At 64.5% G+C, this 24,265-nt stretch carries 24 protein-coding genes; 11 read left to right on the forward strand and 13 right to left on the reverse strand.

Features of this window, described 5'->3' with window-relative positions:
* Nucleotides 1-318 precede the first annotated feature (318 nt).
* The 4 genes from NDN01_RS10745 to NDN01_RS10760 form a co-directional block, all read right to left on the reverse strand.
* Nucleotides 319-1,815, reverse strand: a complete 1,497-nt coding sequence (locus NDN01_RS10745; RefSeq protein WP_272627371.1) for a flavin-containing monooxygenase — start codon at nucleotides 1,813-1,815, stop codon at nucleotides 319-321.
* 154 nt (nucleotides 1,816-1,969) lie between these two features.
* Nucleotides 1,970-4,636 (reverse strand): pyruvate, phosphate dikinase, encoded by a 2,667-nt coding sequence (ppdK, locus tag NDN01_RS10750; protein WP_272627372.1) that lies wholly within the window; start codon nucleotides 4,634-4,636, stop codon nucleotides 1,970-1,972.
* 81 nt (nucleotides 4,637-4,717) lie between these two features.
* On the reverse strand, nucleotides 4,718-7,141 hold the full coding sequence (gene glyS / locus NDN01_RS10755) for a glycine--tRNA ligase subunit beta (protein ID WP_272628163.1): 2,424 nt from the start codon (nucleotides 7,139-7,141) through the stop codon (nucleotides 4,718-4,720).
* On the reverse strand, nucleotides 7,141-7,980 hold the full coding sequence (locus NDN01_RS10760) for a glycine--tRNA ligase subunit alpha (RefSeq protein WP_272628164.1): 840 nt from the start codon (nucleotides 7,978-7,980) through the stop codon (nucleotides 7,141-7,143). The genes glyS and NDN01_RS10760 overlap by 1 nt, the downstream gene beginning before the upstream one ends.
* Before the next feature lie 145 nt (nucleotides 7,981-8,125).
* On the opposite strand from NDN01_RS10760, the gene NDN01_RS10765 reads away from it, so the two are divergent.
* From NDN01_RS10765 to NDN01_RS10800, 8 genes are all read left to right on the forward strand, one after another.
* Complete coding sequence (locus tag NDN01_RS10765; protein WP_272627373.1) at nucleotides 8,126-9,271, forward strand: TraB/GumN family protein; 1,146 nt, start codon at nucleotides 8,126-8,128, stop codon at nucleotides 9,269-9,271.
* A 49-nt stretch (nucleotides 9,272-9,320) separates the two neighbouring features.
* Entirely contained in the window at nucleotides 9,321-10,250 is a 930-nt protein-coding gene (locus NDN01_RS10770) for a TraB/GumN family protein (RefSeq protein ID WP_272627374.1), read from the forward strand.
* Between the two features lie 247 nt (nucleotides 10,251-10,497).
* On the forward strand, nucleotides 10,498-11,190 hold the full coding sequence (locus tag NDN01_RS10775; RefSeq protein ID WP_272627375.1) for a 50S ribosomal protein L25/general stress protein Ctc: 693 nt from the start codon (nucleotides 10,498-10,500) through the stop codon (nucleotides 11,188-11,190).
* A 115-nt stretch (nucleotides 11,191-11,305) separates the two neighbouring features.
* Nucleotides 11,306-11,881, forward strand: coding sequence for an aminoacyl-tRNA hydrolase (pth, locus tag NDN01_RS10780; RefSeq protein WP_272627376.1), 576 nt, complete (start codon nucleotides 11,306-11,308; stop codon nucleotides 11,879-11,881).
* Nucleotides 11,878-12,480, forward strand: coding sequence for a TIGR02466 family protein (locus NDN01_RS10785; protein WP_272627377.1), 603 nt, complete (start codon nucleotides 11,878-11,880; stop codon nucleotides 12,478-12,480). Before pth ends, NDN01_RS10785 begins: the two co-directional genes overlap by 4 nt.
* A gap of 106 nt (nucleotides 12,481-12,586) precedes the next feature.
* Nucleotides 12,587-13,687, forward strand: coding sequence for a redox-regulated ATPase YchF (gene ychF, locus NDN01_RS10790; protein ID WP_272627378.1), 1,101 nt, complete (start codon nucleotides 12,587-12,589; stop codon nucleotides 13,685-13,687).
* A gap of 106 nt (nucleotides 13,688-13,793) precedes the next feature.
* Nucleotides 13,794-15,077, forward strand: coding sequence for an alkaline phosphatase family protein (locus NDN01_RS10795; protein ID WP_272627379.1), 1,284 nt, complete (start codon nucleotides 13,794-13,796; stop codon nucleotides 15,075-15,077).
* Between the two features lie 2 nt (nucleotides 15,078-15,079).
* The gene (locus NDN01_RS10800; RefSeq protein WP_272628165.1) at nucleotides 15,080-15,529 is read left to right on the forward strand and encodes a MaoC family dehydratase; all 450 of its coding nucleotides are present in this window, start codon (nucleotides 15,080-15,082) and stop codon (nucleotides 15,527-15,529) included.
* A gap of 22 nt (nucleotides 15,530-15,551) precedes the next feature.
* Here the strand turns inward: NDN01_RS10800 and NDN01_RS10805 are convergent, their stop codons facing one another.
* The 7 genes from NDN01_RS10805 to NDN01_RS10835 all read right to left on the reverse strand — a co-directional run bounded on the left by NDN01_RS10805 (nucleotide 15,552) and on the right by NDN01_RS10835 (nucleotide 20,704).
* Nucleotides 15,552-15,914, reverse strand: a complete 363-nt coding sequence (locus NDN01_RS10805) for a hypothetical protein (protein WP_272627380.1) — start codon at nucleotides 15,912-15,914, stop codon at nucleotides 15,552-15,554.
* A gap of 150 nt (nucleotides 15,915-16,064) precedes the next feature.
* Complete coding sequence (locus NDN01_RS10810) at nucleotides 16,065-16,568, reverse strand: DUF5681 domain-containing protein (protein WP_272627381.1); 504 nt, start codon at nucleotides 16,566-16,568, stop codon at nucleotides 16,065-16,067.
* 678 nt (nucleotides 16,569-17,246) lie between these two features.
* Complete coding sequence (locus NDN01_RS10815; RefSeq protein ID WP_272627382.1) at nucleotides 17,247-17,849, reverse strand: adenine phosphoribosyltransferase; 603 nt, start codon at nucleotides 17,847-17,849, stop codon at nucleotides 17,247-17,249.
* Complete coding sequence (locus NDN01_RS10820; protein WP_272627383.1) at nucleotides 17,824-18,672, reverse strand: cytochrome c1; 849 nt, start codon at nucleotides 18,670-18,672, stop codon at nucleotides 17,824-17,826. Before NDN01_RS10820 ends, NDN01_RS10815 begins: the two co-directional genes overlap by 26 nt.
* A 15-nt stretch (nucleotides 18,673-18,687) precedes the next feature.
* Nucleotides 18,688-19,977 (reverse strand): cytochrome b, encoded by a 1,290-nt coding sequence (locus NDN01_RS10825; RefSeq protein ID WP_272627384.1) that lies wholly within the window; start codon nucleotides 19,975-19,977, stop codon nucleotides 18,688-18,690.
* A 10-nt stretch (nucleotides 19,978-19,987) separates the two neighbouring features.
* A complete protein-coding gene (petA, locus tag NDN01_RS10830; protein WP_272627385.1) occupies nucleotides 19,988-20,572 on the reverse strand; it encodes a ubiquinol-cytochrome c reductase iron-sulfur subunit in 585 nt (194 codons plus the stop codon).
* A complete protein-coding gene (locus NDN01_RS10835) occupies nucleotides 20,573-20,704 on the reverse strand; it encodes a hypothetical protein (RefSeq protein WP_272627386.1) in 132 nt (43 codons plus the stop codon). It lies immediately after the preceding gene.
* 52 nt (nucleotides 20,705-20,756) lie between these two features.
* Between NDN01_RS10835 and NDN01_RS10840 the strand changes: the two genes are divergently transcribed.
* From NDN01_RS10840 to NDN01_RS10850, 3 genes are all read left to right on the forward strand, one after another.
* The gene (locus tag NDN01_RS10840) at nucleotides 20,757-21,206 is read left to right on the forward strand and encodes a tRNA (cytidine(34)-2'-O)-methyltransferase (RefSeq protein ID WP_272627387.1); all 450 of its coding nucleotides are present in this window, start codon (nucleotides 20,757-20,759) and stop codon (nucleotides 21,204-21,206) included.
* Between the two features lie 76 nt (nucleotides 21,207-21,282).
* Entirely contained in the window at nucleotides 21,283-22,122 is an 840-nt protein-coding gene (gene hemF / locus NDN01_RS10845) for an oxygen-dependent coproporphyrinogen oxidase (protein WP_272627388.1), read from the forward strand.
* Nucleotides 22,113-22,709, forward strand: coding sequence for a GNAT family N-acetyltransferase (locus tag NDN01_RS10850; RefSeq protein ID WP_272627389.1), 597 nt, complete (start codon nucleotides 22,113-22,115; stop codon nucleotides 22,707-22,709). Before hemF ends, NDN01_RS10850 begins: the two co-directional genes overlap by 10 nt.
* Here NDN01_RS10850 and NDN01_RS10855 read toward each other — a convergent pair.
* Complete coding sequence (locus tag NDN01_RS10855; RefSeq protein WP_272627390.1) at nucleotides 22,676-23,422, reverse strand: hypothetical protein; 747 nt, start codon at nucleotides 23,420-23,422, stop codon at nucleotides 22,676-22,678. The genes NDN01_RS10850 and NDN01_RS10855 overlap by 34 nt on opposite strands.
* Nucleotides 23,419-24,243: a hypothetical protein gene (locus NDN01_RS10860; RefSeq protein WP_272627391.1), complete on the reverse strand. Its 825-nt coding sequence runs from the start codon at nucleotides 24,241-24,243 to the stop codon at nucleotides 23,419-23,421. Before NDN01_RS10860 ends, NDN01_RS10855 begins: the two co-directional genes overlap by 4 nt.
* Between the last annotated feature and the right edge of the window lie 22 nt (nucleotides 24,244-24,265).

The following is a 24,265-nucleotide window of genomic DNA, read 5'->3' on the forward strand; positions in this document are numbered from 1 at the left end:
CTGTCTTAATAGAGGGTTGGCTGGGGATCGGGTCGATACGACCTGGCCCCTTTTCTCAAGCACGCAACGCGGATCGCCCCAGGCCTTGAAAGCCGCGATCACTTCCGCAGTCCCGATTCGGGACTTACCGATTTTGGTAAATCATTTTCTCAGATAGCTCCGAATTGGCGGCGTTTCCGCCAGGAGCACATCCGGAAATTTCAAGAAAATTTGATACGCGAGACATCGCGGGACACGGCGCCATGCCGTGACGGGGTCGTGGAGCGGGGTGCGGAAGCGCAACGCGCGCCCGCTACCCGGCCACCATAGTTGAAAGAGTCAGGCCGTGACGGCCTCTCGGGCCGGTTCGGCCGCCTGCCGGCGCGGCACCGGGTTCGAGAACTCCATTCCGTCATCGACCGAACCGAACCGCAGCGAGACGATGTCCTTCGCGTAATTCTGATAAAGCTTCCAGGGCTTCTTGTTGCCCTGTTTCGGGAATTTCTCCATCGCCCGGGTCACATATCCGGAGGTGAAGCTCAGGAACGGCTCTGGCGTCAGCACGTCATCGCCGACCCGTGGTGTCGCCTGGCGGAGACCACGCTTCTTCATCGTGTTGAGCAAGCGGCAGACATAAGCGCAGGTTAGGTCTGCCTTCAACGTCCAGGACGCATTGGTATAGCCGAAGGACGAGGCCATGTTCGGCACGTCGCTATACATCATGCCCTTGTAGTTGAACGTCTTCGACAGATCTACCGGCGCGCCGTCGACACTGAACACCACGTCGCTCAGCAGTTGCAGCTCAAGTCCGGTCGCGGTGACGACCACATCGGCGGCAAGGTCGGCGCCCGAGGCAAGCCTGATCCCGCCCGGCGTGAAGCGTTCGATCGTATCGGTGACGACCGAGGCCTCCCCCTTCTTGAGCGAGGCGAACAGGTCGCCGTCGGGCACCAGGCACAGGCGCTGGTCCCAGGGATTGTAGCGCGGCGTGAAATGAGTGGCGATGTCGTAGTCCGGCCCCAGTTCCGTCCGGACCATCTCGAGCAGCCGCGCCTTGGTCTTTTCCGGCCGCTTGCGCGCCAGATTGTAGAAGAACATCTGGAACAGCACGTTGCGCCACCGGGTGATGCCATAGGCGGTCATCGCCGGCAGCTTGCGGCGCAGCCAGTTGGCGAAACTGTCCTCGGCCGGACGCGACACGACATAGGTGGGCGATCGCTGCAGCATCGTCACATGCGCTGCCTTCTCGGCCATCGCGGGCACCAGCGTCACCGCGGTTGCGCCGCTGCCGATTACCACGACCTTCTTGCCGGTATAGTCGAGATTCTCGGGCCAGAATTGCGGGTGGACGATGCGGCCCGCAAAGTCTTCGGCGCCGGGGAAATCGGGCGTGTGGCCGCGGGCGTAATTATAATAGCCGCTGCACATGAAGAGGAAATTGCAGGTGAATTGGACCGGACCATCCGGCCCGTCCGCCTCGACCGTCCAGCGTGCGTCGGATGTCGACCAGGCCGCCCGCTTCACATGATGGCGATAACGGATGTGCCGGTCTATCCCGGCCTCTCGCGCGGTGTCATTCACATACTTCAGGATCGAGGGTCCATCGGCGATCGCCTTCGCCTCGGTCCAGGGGCGGAAGGAATAGCCCAGGGTATACATGTCGGAATCGGAACGGATGCCGGGATAGCGGAACAGGTCCCAGGTCCCGCCCAACGCTTCGCGGCCCTCCAGAATCACATAGCTGCGATCGGGGCTCAGCTTCTGCAGGTGATAGCCAGCACCAATGCCGGAAATGCCAGCACCCACCACGACAACATCGAAATGTTCAACGCCCATGTATCGCTCTCCCACGATACCCGATATTCGATTTTTCGCCAGGAAGCAAAGATCGGTTTCGATCCGCAATGCTTTTTGGGGCACGGATGCGAAGTCCTTCCCCGGCCGGGACGTTCGGACCGGGGAAGTGTAGTAAGCCGCCTGAGCGGCGAAATCAGTTTTTCGCCGCCAAAGCCGCCTGTGCTGCCGCCAGCCGCGCGATCGGGACGCGATATGGCGAGGCACTGACATAATCGAGGCCGATCTTCTCGCAGAAGGCGATGCTTGCCGGATCGCCACCATGCTCGCCGCAAATGCCCAGCTTGATGTCGGGGCGGGTCGCCCTGCCCCGTTCGGCGGCCAGCTCGATCAGCTCGCCCACACCCTCGATATCGAGACTGACGAACGGGTCCTTCGGGTAGATGCCGCGCTCGACATAGGTGGTGAGGAAACGCGCGGCATCGTCACGGCTGACGCCCAACGTCGTCTGTGTCAGGTCGTTGGTACCGAAGGAGAAGAAGGCACCGACCTCGGCGATCTCGCCCGCCTTCAGCGCGGCGCGGGGCAGTTCGATCATCGTTCCGACGAGATACTCGATGGTCCTGCCCTTGTCGGCGAACACCGCCGACGCGGCCTTGTCGACCACCGCCTTCATCAGGTCGAGTTCGCGACGCGTCGCGACCAGCGGGATCATCACCTCGGGGATCGGTGCCGCACCCGATTTCTCCGCCACGGCGACCGCCGCCTCGAAGATGGCGCGGGCCTGCATCTCGTAGATCTCGGGATAGGTCACGCCAAGCCGGCAGCCACGATGGCCCAGCATTGGGTTGAACTCGTGCAACTCCGCCGCGCGGCGCTTCAGCACTTCGACCGCCACGCCCGCCGCGCTGGCGACCTCGGCGAATTCGGTTTCCTCGTGCGGCAGGAATTCGTGGAGCGGCGGGTCGAGCAGGCGGATGGTCACCGGCAAGCCGGCCATCACCTCGAAAAGCTGGATGAAATCGGCGCGCTGTTCAGGCAGCAGCCGGTCGAGCGCGACACGCCTGCCCTTCTCGTCCTCGGCCAGGATCATCTGGCGCACCGCCGTGATGCGAGCCGCGTCGAAGAACATGTGCTCGGTACGGCAGAGGCCAATGCCTTCAGCCCCGAACTCCCGCGCAACCCTTGCGTCGAGCGGCGTCTCGGCATTGGCGCGGACCTTGAGGCGGCGCACGCCATCAGCCCAGACCATCAGGGTGCCGAAATCGCCGGCCAGCTCGGGCTGGACGGTCGGCACGGCGCCCATCATCACTTCGCCGGTCGACCCGTCGATCGTGACGATATCGCCTTCCTTCACCTCACGCCCGCCGACCCGCATCACGCGTTCCTTGGCGTCGATCGAGATCGACCCGGCGCCGGAGACACACGGGCGCCCCATGCCGCGCGCAACCACGGCCGCGTGGCTGGTCATACCGCCGCGCGCCGTCAGGATGCCCCGGGCAGCGTGCATGCCGTGAATGTCCTCAGGCGAGGTCTCGACCCGGATCAGGATGACGCTGTCGCCCGCATTCGAGCGTTTCTCGGCGGTGTCGCTGTCGAAGACAGCCGCACCTGAAGCTGCGCCGGGGCTGGCGGGGAGGCCCTTGGCGATCACGTCGCGCGTCGCGGCGGGATCGAGCGTCGGGTGGAGAAGCTGGTCGAGCGCGGCGGGATCGACGCGGGCGACGGCCTCCTCGCGGGTGATCAGCCCTTCTTCAGCCATGTCGACCGCGATCTTGAGCGCTGCCTTGGCGGTGCGCTTGCCCGACCGGGTCTGGAGCATCCAGAGCTTGCCCTGCTGCACCGTGAACTCGATGTCCTGCATGTCGCGGTAATGCGTTTCGAGCAGGTCGAACACCTTGGCCAGCTCGATGAAGGTCTCCGGCATCGCCTCTTCCATCGACGCCGGCTTGGCGCCGGCTGCCTCGCGGGCAGCCTTGGTGAGATACTGCGGGGTACGGATGCCGGCGACGACGTCCTCGCCCTGCGCGTTGATCAGGAATTCGCCGTAATAGGCCCGGTCGCCCTTGGCCGGATCGCGGGTGAAGGCGACGCCCGTCGCCGAGGTCTCGCCCATGTTGCCGAAGACCATCGCCTGAACGTTGACCGCCGTGCCCCAGCTCGCCGGGATGTCGTTGAGGCGGCGATAGACCTTGGCACGCTCCGACTGCCACGAGCCGAACACGGCGCCGACGGCGCCCCAGAGCTGGTCGTGCACGTCCTGCGGGAAGGGCTTGCCCCATTGCTGGTCGACCAGCGCCTTGTACTCGACCACCAGCGCCTGGAGATCCTCGGCCGTCATGTCGGTGTCGAGGAAATAACCCTTGTCTTCCTTCGCGATTTCAAGAGCTTCCTCAAAGCTGTGATGATCGAGCTCGAGTACGACGTCGGAATACATCTGGATGAAACGGCGATAGCTGTCCCACGCGAAACGCGCATCGCCTGACGTCGCGGCGAGGCCCTGCACCGTCTCGTCATTGAGGCCGAGGTTGAGCACGGTATCCATCATGCCCGGCATCGACGCGCGGGCGCCCGAGCGGACCGAAACGAGCAGAGGATCGGCCGCGTCGCCGAACTTCTTGGCCGTGACGCCCTCGATATGGGCGATGCCGGTGGCGACTTCGGCGCGCAGCCCTTCCGGGAACTGGCCACCCTGGTCATAATAGACGGCGCAGAACTCGGTGGAGATGGTGAAGCCCGGCGGCACCGGCAGGCCGATCGAGGCCATTTCCGCAAGGTTGGCACCCTTGCCGCCGAGCAGATTGCGGTCGCCCTTGCCGCCATCGGAAACACCCCCGCCGAAGCGGTAAACGTACTGCGTCATTCGTCAGTCCTCTGTGTGCCTGGTTTTCGCTGGGGAGGCGAGGCAAAGGGTAGTATATCTGGCGGGGCGAACGTGCGTGCGTCAGCCCTCGATCTTGGAGAAGTCGGCGACCGAGTGGACCGCGTTGCGGACCCGGGCGAGCAGCGCCAGGCGCGCTTTGCGTTTCACCGGATCGGGATCGTTGACGGTCACGTCATCGAAGAACCGGTCGATCGGTCCCCTCAGGCTCGCCAATGCCGCCATCGCCCCCTCGAAATCCTCCGCCCCCACGGCGTCGCGCGCACGCGGCTCGGCAGAATCGAGTGCCGCGACGAGCGCGCTTTCGGCGGGTTCGGGCTCGTAGGACAGCTTTTTATCCTCGGCGGCGGTAAAGCCCTCCTTCTTGAGGATGTTCGCGGCGCGCTTGTAGCCGGCGAGGAGATTGGTGCCGTCCTCGGTGGTGACGAACCCCTGCAGCGCATGAACGCGGGCCAGCAGGCGGACGAGATCGTCCTCGCCGCCGAGCGCGAACACCGCGTCGATCAGGTCGTGGCGTACGCCGGCTTCGCGTTGCTGGACCTTGAGGCGATCGGCGAAGAAGTCGAGCAATTCTGTAGCGTAACGATCCTTGCGATGAATCATTACCACCGCTTCATATACCCAAGACAATGCCTGTTTATCGTACGCCAGCTTTACCGAAAGGCCGTCCTCATTATTAAGAGCTTCAATCCGCGCCATTATACCGCTAGCGTAGGCATCCTTATCAACAGCATCGATCAACCCTTCACTCAACTCAAGAGCTTTAGGGTCTCGTCTGTTCGCATTTTCGAGCAACTGCCCAGCGCGAACCAGAGTCAGCTCTAGAACTGCGGCCCTAACGCCGATCGACAGATCATTAACGCTGCACAACTCTAGATATCCCAGCGCCGCGCGTCGCAAAGCAAATGGGTCTTTAGACCCCGTCGGTTTCATATCACGAGCGAAGAAACAATAGAGGCTATCTAACTTATCCGCCAACGACACTGCCACCGTCACTGGCGCAACGGGAACGCCGTCCCCCTGCCCCACAGGCTTGTAGTGATCGCGGATCGCATCAGCGACCCGGGGGTCTTCGCCCTGGGCGCGCGCGTAATAGCCACCCATCAAGCCCTGGAGCTCGGGGAACTCGCCGACCATCCCGGTGACGAGATCAGCCTTGGCGAGACGCGCGGCACGTTCGGCCATGTCGGCGAGGCTCATTCCCTCTCCCCCTGTGGGAGAGGGAGGGAGGAGCGAAGCGACGGAAGGGTGAGGGGGATGAGGATCGAGACTCGGGCGAGTGTCCCCCTCACCCTTCCCATCGCTTTGCGATGGGCCCCTTCCCTCTCCCACAAGGGGAGAGGGAGAAGAAGTGACAATGCCTTCTTCGACCAGCCAGCGCGCCAGCTTCGCAACCCGCTCGACCTTGTCGGCCACGGTCCCGAGCTTTTCGTGAAAGACGATCTTCCCGAGCTTCACCGCCTGCTCGTCGAGCGGCACCTTGAGATCGGTTTCGTAGAAGAACTTCGCATCGGACAGTCGCGCCGCGATCACCTTGCGATTGCCTTCGACGATCTTTGCACCGCCGTCGACCGCTTCGATATTCGCCGTACAAATGAAGGCGTTGGCAAGCTTTCCTGTATTGTCGCGACAAACGAAATATTTCTGGTTCACACGGGCGGTGAGCTGGATCACCTCCGGCGGAACGCTCAGGAATTCGGGATCGAACCGGCCGAGCAACGGGACCGGCCATTCGGTCAGGCCGGCATTCTCGGCGACCAGCCCCTCGTCCTCGATCAGGTCGAGCCCGGCCTCGGCGGCCAGCGCCGAGGCCCGCTCGCGGATGATCGCGCGGCGTTCGTCCTGGTCCACCAGGACATGGCAGGCGCGCAGCTTCTCGGCATAGTCCGAGGCCGAGCCGATGGTGATGACGCCCGGATGATGGAATCGATGGCCGACGGTCGCCGCGCCCGAGGCGATGCCGGCGATTTCGAACGGCACGACATCCTCGCCGAGCAACGCGACGATCCCCTGGAGCGGGCGGACCCACCTCAGGCTCTCGGTCGAGATGGAGGCATCGCCCCACCGCATCGACTTGGGCCAGGGAAAGGCGCGGACGATCGTGGGGATCGTCTCGGCCAGCACATCGGCGGTGGCACGGCCTGGTTTCTGCGTGACGGCGAACAGAACCTTGTTGCCCTTGCCGTCGTCGCGCTCCTCGAGCTGGTCACGGGTCAGGCCGGTCGAGCGGAGGAAGCCCTCGAGCGCCTGGGCAGGCGCGTCGGCGCGAGGCCCCTTGCGTTCCTCGGCTGTAGCCTCGGTCTGGACGGGCAGATCGCGCGCGATCAGCGCGAGGCGTCGAGGCGTCGCGAAGGTGACGATCGCGTCGGCGCGCAGACCCGCCTTGTCGAGTTCGGCGGCGAACAGACGCGCGAGATCGTCGCGCGCCTTGTCCTGCATGCGCGCGGGGATTTCTTCGGAACGGAGTTCGAGCAGGAAGTCGGTCATCACGCCGTCCACCCGTTCTTGTCCATCCACGCCTGGCAGCTGCCCTTCGCCAGATCGCGCACCCGGCCCATATAGGCCTGACGCTCAGCGACGGAGATCACGCCCCGCGCCTGGAGCAGGTTGAACACATGGCTCGCCTTGATCGCCTGCTCGTACGCCGGGATCGGCAGCTTCGCCTCAAGGCAATTCTCGCATTCGGCGGTCGCCTTGCGGAACAGGTCGAACAGCCGGTCGGTATCGGCCACCTCGAAATTCCAGGCCGACATCTGCTTCTCGTTCTCGAGGAAGACGTCGCCATAGGTCACGCCGTGATCGTTGAACGCGAGATCGTACATCGAATCCTTGTTCTGCAGATACATGGCGAGGCGTTCCAGCCCATAGGTCAGCTCGCCCGCGACCGGCTTGCAGTCGAAGCCGCCCATCTGCTGGAAATAGGTAAACTGAGTCACCTCCATGCCGTCGCACCAGACTTCCCAGCCAAGCCCCCAGGCGCCGAGCGTCGGGCTTTCCCAGTCGTCCTCGACGAAACGGATGTCGTGGCGGGTGAAGTCGATGCCGATCGCGGCCAGCGATCCGAGATACAGTTCCTGCAGGTCGGGCGGGCTCGGCTTCAGGATCACCTGATATTGATAATAATGTTGTCCCCGATTGGGATTCTCGCCGTAGCGGCCATCGGTCGGGCGGCGGCAGGGCTGGACGAAGGCAGCGTTCCACGGCTCCGGGCCGAGCGCGCGCAGCGTCGTCGCCGGGTGAAAGGTGCCTGCCCCCATCTCCATGTCATAGGGCTGGAGGATCAGGCAGCCGCGCTCGCTCCAATAGTCATGGAGCTTGAGGATCATGCGCTGGAAGCTCAGCGGCTCGGTCACGGTCGAGGAAAACCCTTCGCAGATGCGGTAAATCGATGCGCGCCGCTTTGGCGCATGCCCCGAAAAGGGTCAACCGCCACCAATTGACAGCGATCATGGTTTGGGGCGTGTTAACCATATGGCCCGAACTGGTGCGCGGGGGCCGGAAAACGGCTTTGGGGTACGGCGCATCGCTGTGGGGCTCGCGGGAATCGTGTCGCTTATCGTGTCGGTCGCGGGGCCCCTCCCCGCAGCGGCGCAGCGGATCGCCTATCCTCCGATCAGCGAGCCCGGCCTCGTCATCTGGCGCGGGCACAAGGTGGGACCGCCGCGCATCGCCTATCCGATACTGCCGCCCGACGAACGGATCGCGCCGGTCCGCTATGCGCTCGACAGCGTTGAATCAGGCGACATCCCCACCCCCGGGGAAATGCGCGCCGCCGATGCCCGGATCGCGCTGGCGCAGCTGTCGCAGAATTACCGGCCGCGTCCGGCGATCTGGAAGATCGGCGATCGTGATTCGACGATCTATCTGTTCGGCACGATCCATATCCTGCCGCCCGGTTTCCAGTGGCGCAGCCCGACGCTCGACCGGGTGGTGCGCCAGTCAGGATCGCTGATCGTCGAATCGGTTGAGGAGAAGAGCCCGGCCGATGTGCTGGCCGGTCAGCCTGCCCTCGCGCTGCCGCCGCTCAGGACTCGCGTCTCGCCCGATCATCGCGCCGCGCTCAAGCGGTTCACCGACGGGCTCGCCCCGGAAGCTGCCGCGGCGCTTGACGGCATGCCGACCTGGATCGCCGCGGTCGCGATCGGTTATGTCCGCGACTTCCGCGCCGGCGAGATCCCGGGGCCCGGCGCCGACGACTGGCTGACCGACCGGTTCCGCGCCGCGGGCAAGCCGGTCGTGCCGATCGAGGACGGCACCAGGGTCTATGCGGCGGCCAGCGCGATTCCGGAAGCCGAGCAGCGCCGCATGCTCGATCTGGCGCTCGACGCACCGGAGCGGAGCCGGGCCGAACTGCGCGCGCCGATCCACGCCTGGGCCAGGGGCGAGGTCGGGCCGGACTCGGCGCTGACCGTGGACATGCTTGGGTCGAGCGGCAGCGATGCCCTGTCCGATCCCCTGCTGACCAGCCGCAACCGGGCTTGGGCGGAGAGCCTGGCGCAACGCCTGCGCCTGCCGGGCATCGCGCTGTTCGCGGCGGGCGCGGGGCATTTCGTCGGGCCGGGGTCGGTACTCGACCTGCTTCGCCAGCGCGGAATCACGGTAAAGCGGGTGGAGTGACGCCGGGATTGCCGATAAGCACGCGCGATATTCCTTTCGGGACACCTATATGAAGATGCTCGGCAAGCTGATCGCGCCGTTGATGCTGTTGTTCGTGGCGCCAGCCTGCGCCCAGCCCGCCCCCACCCCGACGCCGACGCCGGTGAAAGCGGCGGGCAAGACAGTGGTGCGAAAAGCCGATCCGGCCCTGTGGGTGATCAGGGACAAGGACACGACCATCTATCTGTTCGGCACGATCCACGTGCTGAAGCCGGGCCTGAGCTGGTTCGACGGCGCGGTGAAGAAGGCGTTCGACGCGTCGGGCCAGGTCGTGCTTGAACTGGTGATGCCCGACGCGGCGGCGATGCAGGCGCTGGTAACGTCCAAGGGCATGGCGCGTGACGGCATCGCGCTGACTCAGCGGCTGCCCGAGGCGAAGCGCCCGGCACTCGGCAAGGCGCTGACCGACCTCGGCCTGCCCGCGACCGCCTTCGACACGATGGAACCCTGGTATGCGGCGACCAACCTCTCGCTGCTGCCGCTGATGAAGAAGGGCTATGATGTCACCAACGGGCCTGAACAGTCGATCAGCAAGGCTGCTGCGGCGCAGGGCAAGCCGGTGATCGGGCTCGAGACCGCGGAGGAGCAGCTCAATTTCTTCGACAGCCTTTCGATGCCGGCCCAGGTTGCCTTCCTGTCGAACACGATCGACGAGTTGCCGAAGCTCGATGCCACGATGACCTCGATGGTGGACAGTTGGGCCAGGGGCGATCCCGATGCGCTTGGCAAGACGCTAAACGAGGATCTCAACGCATCGCCCGAAGTGAAGAAGGTCCTGCTGGTCGATCGCAACAAGCGCTGGGCCTATTGGATCAACCAGCGGATGAAGCAGCCCGGCGTGGTGTTCATCGCGGTCGGCGCAGGGCATCTCGCAGGCAACGACAGCGTGCAGGAGCAGCTCAAGGGCTATCGGTTGAACGCGAAGCGGGTGAAATACTGATCTGGCCGCCGCATATTCTCCGTCACCCCGGACTTGTCCGGGGTCTACCGTCCCGCAGACAAGCAGCCGCAGCGCGAGCGGGACTGTGGATGCCGGAACAGGTCCGGCATGACGGAAATGCACGATACCTTCCGCGACGGGCAAAGCTTGCCTCTCACCCCTTGTTCCCCTATAGGCGCGCGCTTCCGGTCAGGGTCATCCCTGGAGGCCTGCCCGGAGATTTGAACCAAGCATATCGGAGACTGCAATGAGCGAACAGCTTACGCTCGCAGCCGAGACGCGTGGACAGGTTGGCAAGGGAGCCTCCCGTTCGCTTCGTCGTGAAGGCCGCGTACCCGCCGTGATCTACGGCAACAAGCAAGACCCCGCCTCGATCCATGTCGAGGAAAAGGCGCTGATGCGCGCCCTGATGACGGGTCATTTCATGAATTCCGTCGTGATGATCGAAATCGACGGCAAGGCCGTGCGCACCCTGCCCAAGGATGTTGCGTTCGACGTCGTCACCGATCGTCCCGTCCATGCCGATTTCCTGCGCATCTCTGAACATGCGACCGTGCACGTCAACGTGCCGGTGGTGTTCACCGATGAAGAGCTGTCAAAGGGCATCAAGCGTGGCGGCGTGCTCAACATCGTCCGTCACGAGCTCGAGCTGATCTGCGACGCGGCCGAGATCCCCGACGAGATCAGCATCTCGCTCAAAGGCACCGACGTGGGCGATTCGATCCACATCTCGAACGTGAAGCTGCCCAAGGGCGTCACGTCGGCGATCGACGATCGCGACTTCACCATCGCCACGCTGGTCGCCCCGTCGGCGCTCAAGTCCGAAGCGATCGAGCAGGCAGCCGAAGAGGCAGCCGAAGCCGAAGCAGCATCTGAAGAGCATGCCGCCGAAGTCGAGGCTGCCGCCGAAGCCGCCGAAGGCGAAGCCTCGGAAGGCTGAACATAAAACGCCCCTCCCCTTCAGGGGAGGGGTTGGGGTGGGGCAGTACCGGGCGACGTCGTTTGCGACTCCCCCACCCCCTGCCCCTCCCCTAAAGGGGAGGGGTGATTTCTAAATGCAGATCTGGGTCGGCCTCGGTAATCCCGGCGCGCAATATGCGCTGCAACGGCACAATGTCGGCTTCATGATCGCCGACACGATCGCCGACCTGCATGATTTCGGTCCGGTGAAAAAGGCCTTTCAGGGCTGGACCCAGGAAGGCCGGATCGGCCCCGAGAAGATCCTGCTGCTCAAGCCCGCGACCTTCATGAACGAAAGCGGCCGCTCGATCGGCGAGGCGATGCGTTTCTACAAGCTCGATGTCGGCGACGTGACCGTCTTCCATGACGAGCTCGATCTCGCACCCTTCAAGGTGAAGGTGAAGACCGGCGGCGGCACCGCCGGGCATAACGGCCTGCGCTCGACCGAGGCGCATATCGGCAATGAATTCCGCCGGGTGCGAATCGGCATCGGCCATCCCGGGCACAAGGACAAGGTCAGCCCCTATGTGCTGGGTAACTATGCCAAGGCGGAAATGGACCCGCTGGCCGACCTGCTCGGCGCGGTGGCGGCCGAGGCGAAATGGCTCGCCGAGGGCAATGACGCCCGTTTCATGAGCGACGTCGCGTTGCGGCTGGGAGATTCGAAATGACGGTGCGCAGCCTGTTCGCGACGCGGCTTTACGAAGGCGTGCTGAACGATGCCGATTTCGTGGCGGAGCTCGACCATGCCTGCCGCGTGCTGGCCGAGGATGACCGTGCCGGGCGCCATTGGTCCAGGGCGAACGGCTATCGCGGCTATACCAGCTACGCGTCGCTCGACGATTTGCCGCAGCGTGATCCGACGTTCGGCGAGCTGGCGAAGCGGCTCAACAAGCATGTCGCCGCGTTTGCGGCCGAGTGCGCGTTCGATCTGGGCGGGCGCAAGCTGAAGCTCGACAGCTTCTGGGTGAACGTGATGAAGCCGGGCGGTACCCATTCGGGTCATATCCATCCGCACAGCGTGGTTTCGGGGACGGTCTATGTGGCGGTACCGCCGGGAGCCGGGCCGCTCAAGCTGGAGGATCCGCGCCTGCCGCTGATGATGGCCGCCCCTACCCGGCTGGACGACGCGCCGGAGGATCTGCGCAGCTTCGTCTATGTCGAGCCGAAGGCGGGCACCGTGCTGCTGTGGGAAAGCTGGCTGCGCCATGAGGTGCCGGCGGGCACCGCGAAGGACGAACGTATCAGCATCAGCTTCAACTATAGATGATCCTGGCGCTGACGCTGGCATTGGGGCAGCGAAACGCCTATCTGGCCGCGCAATCATGAGCGACCCCGCAAGGGCAATGGTCGCGACAATCTGACAAGGAACGAAGATGGGTTTCCGTTGTGGTATCGTGGGCTTGCCCAATGTCGGCAAGTCGACGCTGTTCAACGCGCTGACGGAGACGGCGGCGGCGCAGGCGGCCAACTATCCGTTCTGCACGATCGAGCCGAACGTCGGCAACGTCGCGGTGCCCGACAAGCGCCTCGATCAGCTCGCCGCGATCGCCGGATCAGCCAAGATCATCGAGACCCAGCTCGGCTTTGTCGACATTGCCGGGCTGGTGCGCGGCGCGTCTAAGGGCGAAGGCCTCGGCAACCAGTTCCTCGGCAATATCCGCGAGGTGGACGCCGTCGTCCATGTGCTGCGCTGTTTCGAAAATGGCGACGTGACTCACGTCGAGGGCAAGGTCGATCCGATCGCCGACGCGGAGACGGTCGAGACCGAGCTGATGCTGTCCGATCTGGAGAGCCTCGAAAAGCGCGTGCCCAACTATATCAAGAAGGGCCAGCAGGGCGACAAGGAAGCGAAGATCGCCGCCTCGGTCCTCGGCCAGGCGCTCGAGTTGCTTCGCGAGGGCAAGCCGGCGCGGCTGACCGTGCCAAAGGATGAGGAAGAAGCGCGCGTGTTCGCCCAGGCGCAGCTGCTGACGTCCAAGCCCGTCCTCTATGTCTGCAATGTCGATGAGGGCGATGCGGCGCACGGCAATGCCCTGTCGGCCAGGGTGTTCGAAAAGGCCAGGGTCGAGGGTGCTGAGGCGGTGGTCGTCTCCGCCGCGATCGAGGCCGAGATCGCCACCATGGCGCCTGACGAGCGCGGCGAGTTCCTGTCGGAGCTCGGGCTTGAGGAAACCGGCCTCGCCCGCGTGATCACCGCCGGCTACAAGCTGCTCCATCTCCTCACCTTCTTCACCGTGGGCCCCAAGGAAGCGCGCGCCTGGACGGTCCATGTCGGCGCAAAGGCACCGCAGGCGGCAGGCGAGATCCACACCGATTTCGAACGCGGCTTCATCCGCGCCGAGACGATCGCGTTCGACGATTATGTCGCGTTCAAGGGCGAGGCCGGCGCGCGCGATGCTGGCAAGCTGCGCGCTGAGGGCAAGGAATATGTCGTCCAGGATGGCGACGTGATGCTCTTCCGTTTCAACGTGTGATCACGCGGGTCGGACGGGTGCCCCAATCGCGCCCGACGGCCAGTTACCTGTTGTTCCCGGGAGGCTCACTCGGGCAATAGGCGGCGAATCCCGATGGAGTCGCCCGATGGCCAGCATTCGCCTGCTTCTTGCCGCCCTGCTTGCCGTCGGCGCGTCAGCCTGCGCCGCCGTCCCGCCCCCCGCACCGCTCGCCCAGGCATCGGTCGAGGCTCGCGCACCTGTCACCATCCTCGTCTCGATCGACGGCTTCCGCCCCGATTATCTCGATCGGGGCGTGACGCCGAACCTGACCGCGCTTGCCTCGACCGGCGTCAGGGCGGCGATGCGGCCATCCTTCCCGTCCAAGACCTTCCCCAATCACTGGACGCTCGTGACCGGCCTCCGGCCCGATCGCACCGGCATCGTCGCCAACAAGATGGAGGACAGCCAGCGGCCGGGCGAGGTTTTCGATATGCAGACCGACGACCCTTTCTGGTGGAGCGAGGCCGAACCAGTCTGGGTAACCGCTGAAAAGGCCGGCATCCGCACCGCGACGATGTTCTGGCCGGGATCGAACGTCGCGGTCGGCGGCATCCGCGCGAAGGAATGGCCCAACGACATCACCGGTGGCACGCGGCCGGAGGACTGGCAGCAATTCAACATCCAGGTGAACGGCACCCAGCGAGTCAACGCCGTGCTCGACTGGCTTCGCCGCCCTGCATCCATCCGCCCGCAGTTCGTCACCCTCTATTTCGATACGGTCGATACCGCCGGTCATCATTTCGGCCCTGGTGATGCGCGAACGACGGCGGCGGTCGGTGAGGTCGATGCGGCGATCGGCCAGTTGGTCCGGGGGCTTGCCGGGATGGGCCAGCCGGCCAATCTGGTGGTCGTCGCCGATCACGGCATGGCGGAGACCAGCCAGGACAGGACCATCCCGATCGACCGGATCGCCGATCCCGCGGACTATCGCCTGATCGAGGCGACGACCTATGTCTCGCTCGCCGCCGTGCCCGGCCACGAGGCAGCGCTCGAGGCTTCGCTGCTCAAGCCGCACGACCACCTCACCTGCTGGCGCAAGGCCGATATCCCGGCACGATTTCACTATGGTACCAACCCTCGGGTCCCGCCCTATTTCTGCCTGGCCGATACAGGCTGGGTGGTGGTGAAGACCGCATCCGCCAGGATGAGCGATCGTGGCAATCACGGCTATGACAATATGGCACCGGAAATGGCGGCCCTGTTCATCGCCAGCGGCCCGGCGATCCGCGCGGCCGGCACCTTGCCGAGCTTCGACAATGTCGACGTTGCGCCCCTGGTCAGCGATCTGATCGGACTGCCCCGGGCAACCGGGCTGGACGGCGACGACACGTCGTTCCAAGGAATATTGATCCGCAATCGAGGCAAATGACCATGCAATATTTCGAGGACATCGTGGTTGGGGCGAAGGGCAGCTTCGGCCGCTATGAGGTCACCCGCGACGAGGTGATCGAATTCGCGTCGAAATACGATCCGCAGCCGTTCCATTTGTCCGACGAGGCAGCCGCGACCACGCATTTTGGCCGGCTTTCGGCCAGCGGCTGGCAGACCTGCGCGATGACCATGTCGATGGTCGTGGAGAATCTGAAGGCGAACCGCCAGGCAGGCCTTGGATCGCCCGGTGTCGACGAACTGCGCTGGCTCAAGCCGGTGTATCCCGGCGACGTGCTTCGTTGCGAGACTGAGATCCTCGACAAGCGCGCCTCCCAAAGCAGGCCGGAAATGGGCAGCTATCGCAGCAAGATGACCGTTATCAACCAGGACGACGTCCCGGTGATGACCTTCACCTCGATCGGGCTGATTAGGACCCGGCCCGCCGACTAGGACAGGATGGTCCGCCGCTATCTCAGCGGCGGCGTCCACCGCCGCGATGCTGGCCTCGATTCACACCATAGTCGCGCCACACTGGCCGGATGTCGCGCCGGTCACGATGCCAGTTCTGCGACCGGCCCTGCCAATAGCCGCGCTGACCGTCGTTCCAGCGATGACGGTGGTTGTTGCGGTCATAGACGTAATAGCCGGTGCCCGGATAATAATAGTCGCCATACCAGCCCCAATAGGGGTCGGCCCGATAGCCGCCATAATAGGGGTCCCAGTCGCTATAGCCGGCGGAGATTCCGCCATAGCCATAGCCATCGGTCGCGCAGCCGGAGAGGCCGAAGCCGGCGGCAAGCGCGAGGCCGGCTACGGAAAGCTTGAAAGGTGACATTGACGCAACTCCCATGATGGGAGCGCCGATGTGGTACGGCAGCGGCGCTTCGAAGCGGCGCTTCGATGCGTCATCAACGGAAAAAGGGCGCGACGGTTCCAGTAAACGCCTCCTTCACGCCGCACCAACACGGGGCCGCATGCCCCGGCTCTACGCCTCGCCCTCGTCTGGCACCTCCCGTACGACGACAGAACCGGTCCGGGGGTCGGCGACGATGTCGTCCGAATAGGACGTGCGCACCACCATCCTCCCCTCGCAGTCCGACCACTCCCGTTCGAGATGGTCACGTTCGAGCACATTGTAGAGCGCAATCTGCGCGCGCTTTTGCTCGGCCTCGGCGGCCTTCACCAACTGGGTCCAGCGATGTTGCGCGATCTGGTTGCCCTCGCGCGCCGCTGTCGCCATCGCGCGCAGCACCGCCTCATGCGTCGACAATTCGAGCGTTTTGCCGTCCTCCTCGACCTTCACGCGGCGATAGGCCTCGGCTAGAATCATCTGCCGGCCGGGCTCGGTCGATCCAGGCAGCCGATCCCCCAGCGCCCCGGTCGCGCGCGGCCTTCCCGCGGGGTTACCGGACTGTCCCTTGCGGAATCGATGCTCGACCGGCGGATTGCCATATCCGGTCGCCTTTGATTCAAGCTTGCCCGTTGCCATGCGACGACTCCTTCCATGATGATGCTCGCGCCGCACAAACCCGAATCCGCCGCATGGTTGAATCAAGCCGTGATCCTGCCGGACTCGGGATTTCCCTGTTCCAACCGTCCCGTTCCCTGTTCGGCTTCGACAAATTCCCTGTTTTATAGGAACAGGGAATCTGCCCGCAGCGCATTGGTTTTCCGACATAATTCGACACCTGCCAACGCCGGGCGGACGGGCGGAAATACCAAATTCCCTGTTATTTTCCCTGTTACCACAGCCGGAACAGGGAAATCCTCAAGGTCCGTGGCGGAGCGGAAACCTGTCTACCGACCGGAATATGCCCGGCAGGCGCGCAAGCTTTGCATGCTCGGCGCCGACGAGGCCGGTATCGCCGATTTTTTCGAGGTGGGAATCGAAACCTATGAGGCGTGGCGCCGGCGATACCCCGATTTCGCCGCCGGCATCGCTGCCGGCCGGCGCGCTGCCGACGACCGGGTCGAAGGCTCGCTCTATCAGCGCGCGATCGGTTTCGAACGGAAAAGGAGCAGGACGATCGTACCTGCCCATGCCGAGGAGCCGATCGTCATGATCTGGCGTGAGCGGATTCCGGCGAATGTGACTGCTGCCCTCACCTGGCTCGCAACCCGTCGTCCGGAAACCTGGGGTAAAGCGATGCCCGCAAGGGCCTGCAGATCAATGCCCGTCGAACGCCACCAGCGAGCGAACGTCGATGTCGTCCGCGCGAAGCGCGTCGGCGCCGCCGAGTTCGGGCAGGTCGACCACGAAAGCGGCTTGGGTGACGATCGCTCCCGCCTTGCGCAGCAGCCGAACGGCTGCCCGCGCGGTACCCCCCGTCGCGATCAGGTCGTCGACCAGCAGGACAGTCGCGCCCGGCGTACAGGCATCGGCATGAATCGCGATCCGGTCGGTACCGTATTCGAGCGCATAATCCTCGGCGATCGTCGCACCGGGCAGCTTGCCGTCCTTGCGGATCAGCAGCACGCCCGCGTTCAGCGGGATCGCAAGCGCCGCGGCGAAGAGGAAGCCGCGGGCCTCGATGCCGGCGACCAGATCGACCTTGCCGCCCACCGAGGCCGCCATGCGGTCGATGCTCAGGGCGAAGCCCCGTGCATCGAGCAGCAAGGTGGTGATGTCCCGGAACATGATCCCCGGCTTCGGAAAGTCGGGGATCGTCCGGATCAGAGCCCTGAGATCGTCATTAGCCCGATCGTCATTGGCTCCAACGTCACCGGCGCCGGGCGCCACTGTCTCAGTGCTTAATGTCGCGCCAGACATTCTGATACGCTCCCCAGGCAAGGAAGCAGAAGATCAGCAGGAAGATCACCACGGCGAAACCAGCCGAGTGACGCGCCGTGAGATTGGGCTCGGCCGTCCACACGAGGAACGCGGCGACATCCTTCGCCATCTGGTCGACGGTCGGCTTGGTGCCGTCGAGATACTGCACCTGGCCTTCGCTGGTCAGCGGCGGCGGCATCGCGATGTTCATCGTCGCGAAATAGGGGTTCGCGTGCAGGCCCTCGGGCGTCTTCACGTCCGGGAATTCCTTGATCATCTCGGCCGACTGAGCCTGATAGCCGGTCAGGAGCGAGTAGATATAGGCCGGGCCGTCATGACGCGCCTTGGTCATCAGCGAGAGATCGGGCGGAACCGCGTTGTTGTTGGCGGCGCGCGCGGCGATCTCGTTCGCGAAGGGCGACGGGAAACGATCCGACGGGATGTTCTTGCGGGTCGCGGGCTCGCCGGTATCCGGGTTGATCGAGGGCTGCTCGATGACCCACTGGTTGGCGATCGCCTTCACCTGGGCATCGTTATAGCCGATCTGCTTAAGATCGCGGAACGAGACCTGGTGCAGCGAATGGCATGCCGCGCAGACTTCCTTGAACACCTGGAAGCCGCGCTGCAGCTGCCGGGTGTTCTTCAGATTGCCGAACCAGCCGTTGGAGTCGAGTTCGAGCTCCTTGGGATGCTTGTGCCACTCCGTCGTCTCGATCGACGCGGGCGCCGGATCGGTGATCTGGCTCTGGACAGTCCAGAAGAGAGCCCAGGCGAGTACGGCGACGAACCCGGCGCCGACCAGCATTGCGAGATTGCGGACCATTGTACCTATTGCCCCTTATTCGGCCGCGAGCGCGGTCTGCGCCGACGAACTGCCGCCATGCTTCGCCAGCACCGCCTCGGTGATCGAGTTGGGCAGCGGCGTGGGGCGTTCCGCCCGCGAGATGATCGGCAGGATGATCAGGAAATGCGCGAAATAATAAGCCGCACAGATCTGGCTGAGGATGACGTAGAGCGGCGTCGCGGGCGATCCGCCGCACCAGCCGAGGATCAGGACGTCGACCACCAGGATCCAGAAGAAGGTGCGATAGGTCGGCCGGTAAGTGGCCGAGCGCACCGGCGAACTGTCCAGCCAGGGCAGGAAGAACAGCAGCAGGATCGAACCGAACATCGCCAGCACACCCCACAGCTTCGCCGGGAGGATGAAGTCCGAGGTGAAGGCGCGCAGGATCGCGTAGAACGGCCAGAAATACCATTCGGGCACGATGTGCGCGGGCGTCGAGAGCGAGTTCGCCGGGATGTAGTTGTCGGGATGGCCGAGATAGTTCGGCGCGAAGAACAGCAGCACCGCGAACAGCAGCAGGAACACGCCGAGGCCGACGCCGTCCTTGGCGGTGTAATAGGGGTGGAACGGAACCGTATCCTGCTCGCCCTTCACTTCAACGCCGGTCGGGTTGTTCGACCCCGGAATATGCAGCGCCCAGATATGCAGGACGATGACCGCGGCGATCACGAACGGCAGCAGGTAGTGCAGCGAGAAGAAGCGGTTCAGCGCCGCCTGGTCCGGGGCGTAGCCGCCGAGCAGCCAGATGCGGATATATTCGCCGACCACGGGTATCGCCGAGAAGAAGCCGGTGATCACCTGCGCGCCCCAGAAGCTCATCTGACCCCAAGGAAGCACATAGCCCATGAAGGCGGTTGCCATCATCAGCAGGAAGATGACGACGCCGAGCAGCCAGACCATCTCTCGCGGTGCCTTGTAGGAACCGTAGAAGAGGCCGCGGAAGATATGGATATAGACGACGATGAAGAACATCGAGGCGCCGTTCGCGTGCGCGTAGCGCAGGAACCAGCCGCCGTTCACGTCGCGCATGATATGCTCGACCGAGTTGAACGCACCGTCCGCCGTCGCGCCATAATGCATGGCGAGGACGATGCCGGTGATGATCTGGATGCCGAGCGCGGCACCGGCGAGAACGCCGAAATTCCAGAAATAATTGAGGTTGCGCGGCACCGGATAACCGGCACCCACGGCGTTATAGACGAGGCGCGGAACCGGCAGCCGTTCGTCGACCCACTTCATCAGCGGGTTGGTGGGTGCGTAATGCTTGGCCCAGGGAAAGCTCATGGGTGCGTCCTCAACCGACCGTTACGGTGGTGGCAGAATTGAATTTATAGTCGGGCACCGCCAGATTCTTCGGCGCCGGGCCTTTGCGGATGCGCGCCGCGGTGTCGTAGGCCGACCCGTGGCAGGGGCAGAAATAACCGCCGAAAGGCCCGCGATTCTCGCCCTCGCCCGCGCCCAGCGGCACGCAGCCGAGATGGGTGCACACGCCCAGCGTGATCAGCCAGTTCTTGTGGCCTGCCTTGGTGCGCTGCTCAAGCGTCTGCGGGTCGCGCAGCGAACTGACCGGCACGGCGTCCGCCTCGGCGATTTCCTTCGGCGTCAGGTTGCGCACGAACAGGGGCTGCTTGCGGAACGAGGTCTTGATCGCCTGTCCCGGCTGGATCTTCGACAGATCGATCTCGGTGGTCGACTGTGCGAGCACGTCGGCCGACGGATTCATCTGGTTGAGCAGGGGCAGCACGGTGACAGCACCGCCGACGCCGATCCAGGCCACGGCCGCGATATTGATGAAATCGCGGCGGCGGGGATCTTCCACCTCCTCATGGAACGGTGCCGGGTCTTCCCCAGGCGGTACGGCGGTATCAACAATTGCCATTCACTTGCCCTTGCACTTCAGGTCGCGGCGACGTTCGGAGAAGCGCGATGCGATATATCCGCGCACGCCCGCCGATCCTCCGTCCCCACGGAGGCTGGCGGCCTGATAGACGCGGGGGGCACGCTTTGCCAACTGCATTTTAGCCCTGTTGTTACGGCTACGCCCAAAGGCCTATGCGCGCACCATGCGCATCGCACTTTACCAGCCCGATATCGCCGGCAATGTCGGCACGATCCTGAGGCTCGCAGCCTGTCTTGGCGTGGGCGTCGACCTGATCGAACCGATGGGATTCGCCTGGTCCGATCGCGCGCTCGCGCGGGCCGGAATGGACTATGTCGATGCCGTCGACGTGGTCCGCCATGTCGACTGGGCGGCGTTCGAAGCGCAGGTCCCCGGCCGGATCGTGCTGCTGACGACGCGGGGCGGCGCGCGCATCGACGAAGCGGCCTTCCTTGCGGACGATGTGCTGCTGCTCGGCAGCGAGAGCGCGGGCGTGCCGGCGGACGTCCATGCCCGCGCCGATCTGGCGGTGCGCATCCCGCTCGTTTCAGGCAGGCGATCGCTGAATGTCGCCGTCGCCGCGGGAATCGCCTTGGGGGAAGCACTTCGCCAGACCGGAAGCTGGCCCGCCTGATTCAACCCAGCGCCGGCTTCGCCTGGGACAATCCGTCTTCTCGACTTCCACGGAATCCATCGGCAAAGGCTGGCGCATGGAACTCGACTCCGAACAATCCACCGCGCGCGCCTGGTTCGAAAGCCTGCGCGACCAGATTTGCGCCGAATTCGAATCGATCGAGCGCGAGGCCGGGTCGGATGCGCGATTCGACTATATCGCCTGGGACCGGACCGATCCCTCGGGCGAGCCCGGCGGCGGCGGCGTGCGCGGGGTGATGAAAGGCCGGATATTCGAGAAGGTCGGGGTCAACGTCTCGACCGTCGGCGGCAGCTTCGAGGGCGACTTCGCCAAGTCGATCCACGGCGCAGGCGAGGATCCGCGATTCTTCGCCACCGGCATCAGCCTGGTCGCCCATATGGCGAACCCGCATGTGCCGGCCGTGCACATGAACACGCGATTCCTCGTCACGACCAAGCGGTGGTTCGGCGGCGGCGCCGATCTCAACCCTCCCCTGCCCCGCGCCGAGGACACGGAGGATTTCCATGCGACGCTGAAGGCAGCCTGCGACGCGCACGACCCGGCGCATTATCCGCGCTTCAAGCAATGGGCGGACGACTATTTCTATATCCCGCATCGCCAGGTTCATCGTGGCGTCGGCGGCATCTTCTACGATCATCTGGAAGGCGATTTCGCGGCGAACTTCGCCTTCACGCAGGATGTCGGACGCGCCTTTCTCGACACTTATCCGCGAATCGTCCGGCGACGGATGGGCGACGGCTTCACTGACGCCGACATCAAGACCCAGCGCGCATGGCGCGGTCGCTACGCCGAATTCAACCTTGTCCATGATCGCGGCACGCTGTTCGGACTCAAGACCGGGGGCAATATCGACGCGATCCTGATGAGCCTGCCGCCGGTCGCCACATGGGACTGAGTCCCGTTTCTCCGAACGACGTGGCGACGATCGTCACGACGCTCGAGATGCGGCAGCGCCCGCCGCTGCGGCCGATGCCGGCCTCGCGCCTGCGGCTCGTCGCGTGGCAAAAGCCGTCTCCTGGCAAATATCGCGCGCTGTTCCGGCGAATCGGGGCGCCGTGGCTATGGTTCTCGCGGCTGGTGATGGACGAGGCGACGCTTGTCCGAATCATCCATGATCCGGACATAGCGATCTTCGCGGCGGTCGATCCGGCAGGTGTCGAGGTTGGCATGCTCGAACTTGATTTCCGCGCCCGGCACCAGTGCGAGATTTCCTACTTCGGGCTGATTCCCGAACTGGCCGGGCAAGGCCATGGCCGCTGGCTGATGGCCGAGGCGCTGACGCGCGGCTGGACGAAAGGCGTCGAACGAGTCTGGGTCCATACCTGCACGCTCGATCACCCGTCCGCGCTCGGCTTCTATCGCGCCTCGGGCTTCACCGCGATCTCAAGGACGATCGAGACATTCCCCGATCCGCGCGCGACCGGCTTCCTGCCGCCCGACGCCGCGCCTCAGATACCCCGGCTCGACACCAGCCGCCGGTAGAGCGCGACCTGGATCAGGATTCCGCCGAGCAGCGCGACGGCAACGCCCATCGCGGCAGCGGTATCGAGCAGGCCGGCGACCACCGGATTGGCCATGGGGGCGCCCCCCAGCATCTTGCCCATGGCAATGAACGGCCGGGAGAGCAGGTCGCCGGCGAGCAGCACGAGGCACCCCATGCCGGCGAGGACCATGCCATGGCCGCGGGTGAGCGCGAGGCTGCGCGAGATCGAGGCGAGCGCACCCTGGGGCTGTTCCGCCACGCCCGCGGGCAAGGCAACCAAGAGGCGCCCCTGCGCATAGAAGCCGGGCAGGAGGAGGAAGATCAGGCCGAATTGAACGGGCAGCGCGACCAGGATCGTGAGCAGCAGAAAGCGTGGGGAGAGCCACAGCGCCCGCGCCAGGGCGCGCCGCGCTTCGGGCCGATCCGGATCGAGATAGAGCGTGAAGACCGCGAGGCTACCGAACAGCGTGACCAGCCAGAGCAGGATGACGATCAGGCTGTATTGGGAAGACCAGGATTCAGCCGCGTCGACCCAAGCCCTGACCTTGGCTGCCTCGCCGAAGTCGGGCAGATTCGGCGGCAGGGGCACGAACAGCTTCAAGGCAAGTTGCGGGACGAACAGGAAGAAACCCGCCACACCGATCAACAGCTCGCGATCGCGCTTCCACAGCTTCCAGGCGTCGTTGAAGACGCCGATCACATTGAGGGTCATAGCGAATCGACGATCGACTCGCGCGCATCGCGAACAGCCAGATAGAGCCTTCCGGTGAATGCCGACGCGAGCACGCTAAAGGCAGTGACGACCACGCTGACCATGATCGCGGCGAGCACGCTGCCGATCGTTACCGGCCCGTTGCCACCGGCGACCAGCCCGAAGATCGATCCGAAGACGAGCTTCGCGGCCAGGAACGAGACTCCGCCTACGATCATGTAAAGGATGATCACGCCGATGATCCGCCACAGGATCGCCCGGGTCAGCTTGAACGAGCGCGCGAGTGCCCCGAACCACAGCCCCTCCATCAGCACCACCGGCGTGATGAGGGCGAGCCTGGCGCACAACCACAGAAGGGCGACCAGAAAGGCGAGCGAGTAGAGCAGCACGAAACCGCTGATGCCGGACGGGAGCTCTGCCGCTCCACCATTCATCGCCGCCTGGAAATCAAAGCCGGAGGCGGCGAGCGCGACCGGGATTGGCAGCATCAGGACCATAACCCCGAAGAGCAGCACGAGCAGAAGGCCGATGACCGGCAAGAGCCGCTTGCCAGCCACGGTCGCCGCCGCGCTCCTGCCCCCCGCCGGATCGAGCACCAGGGCGGTAATCGCGAGCTGACCCCAGAGCGATAGGATCGAAAGCCCGAGGGACAGGATCTGGATCGCCATCGCGGTGGCGCCGAAAACAGCCGTCAGCGGCTCTAGGCTTGCCGAAAGCGCGGCGGGAATGAAGATCGCGAAGAAGGCGATCGGCGTGATCGCGGAAAGATTGTCACTCAAGAATTCGGTCGTGCGATCCCAGACCGTTCCCATGCTCACCATGTTCTTTCCGTCCTCCGTCGCG

The sequence above is a fragment of the Sphingomonas sp. QA11 genome, from assembly GCF_028473665.1.
GTDB lineage: Bacteria > Pseudomonadota > Alphaproteobacteria > Sphingomonadales > Sphingomonadaceae > Sphingomonas > Sphingomonas phytovorans.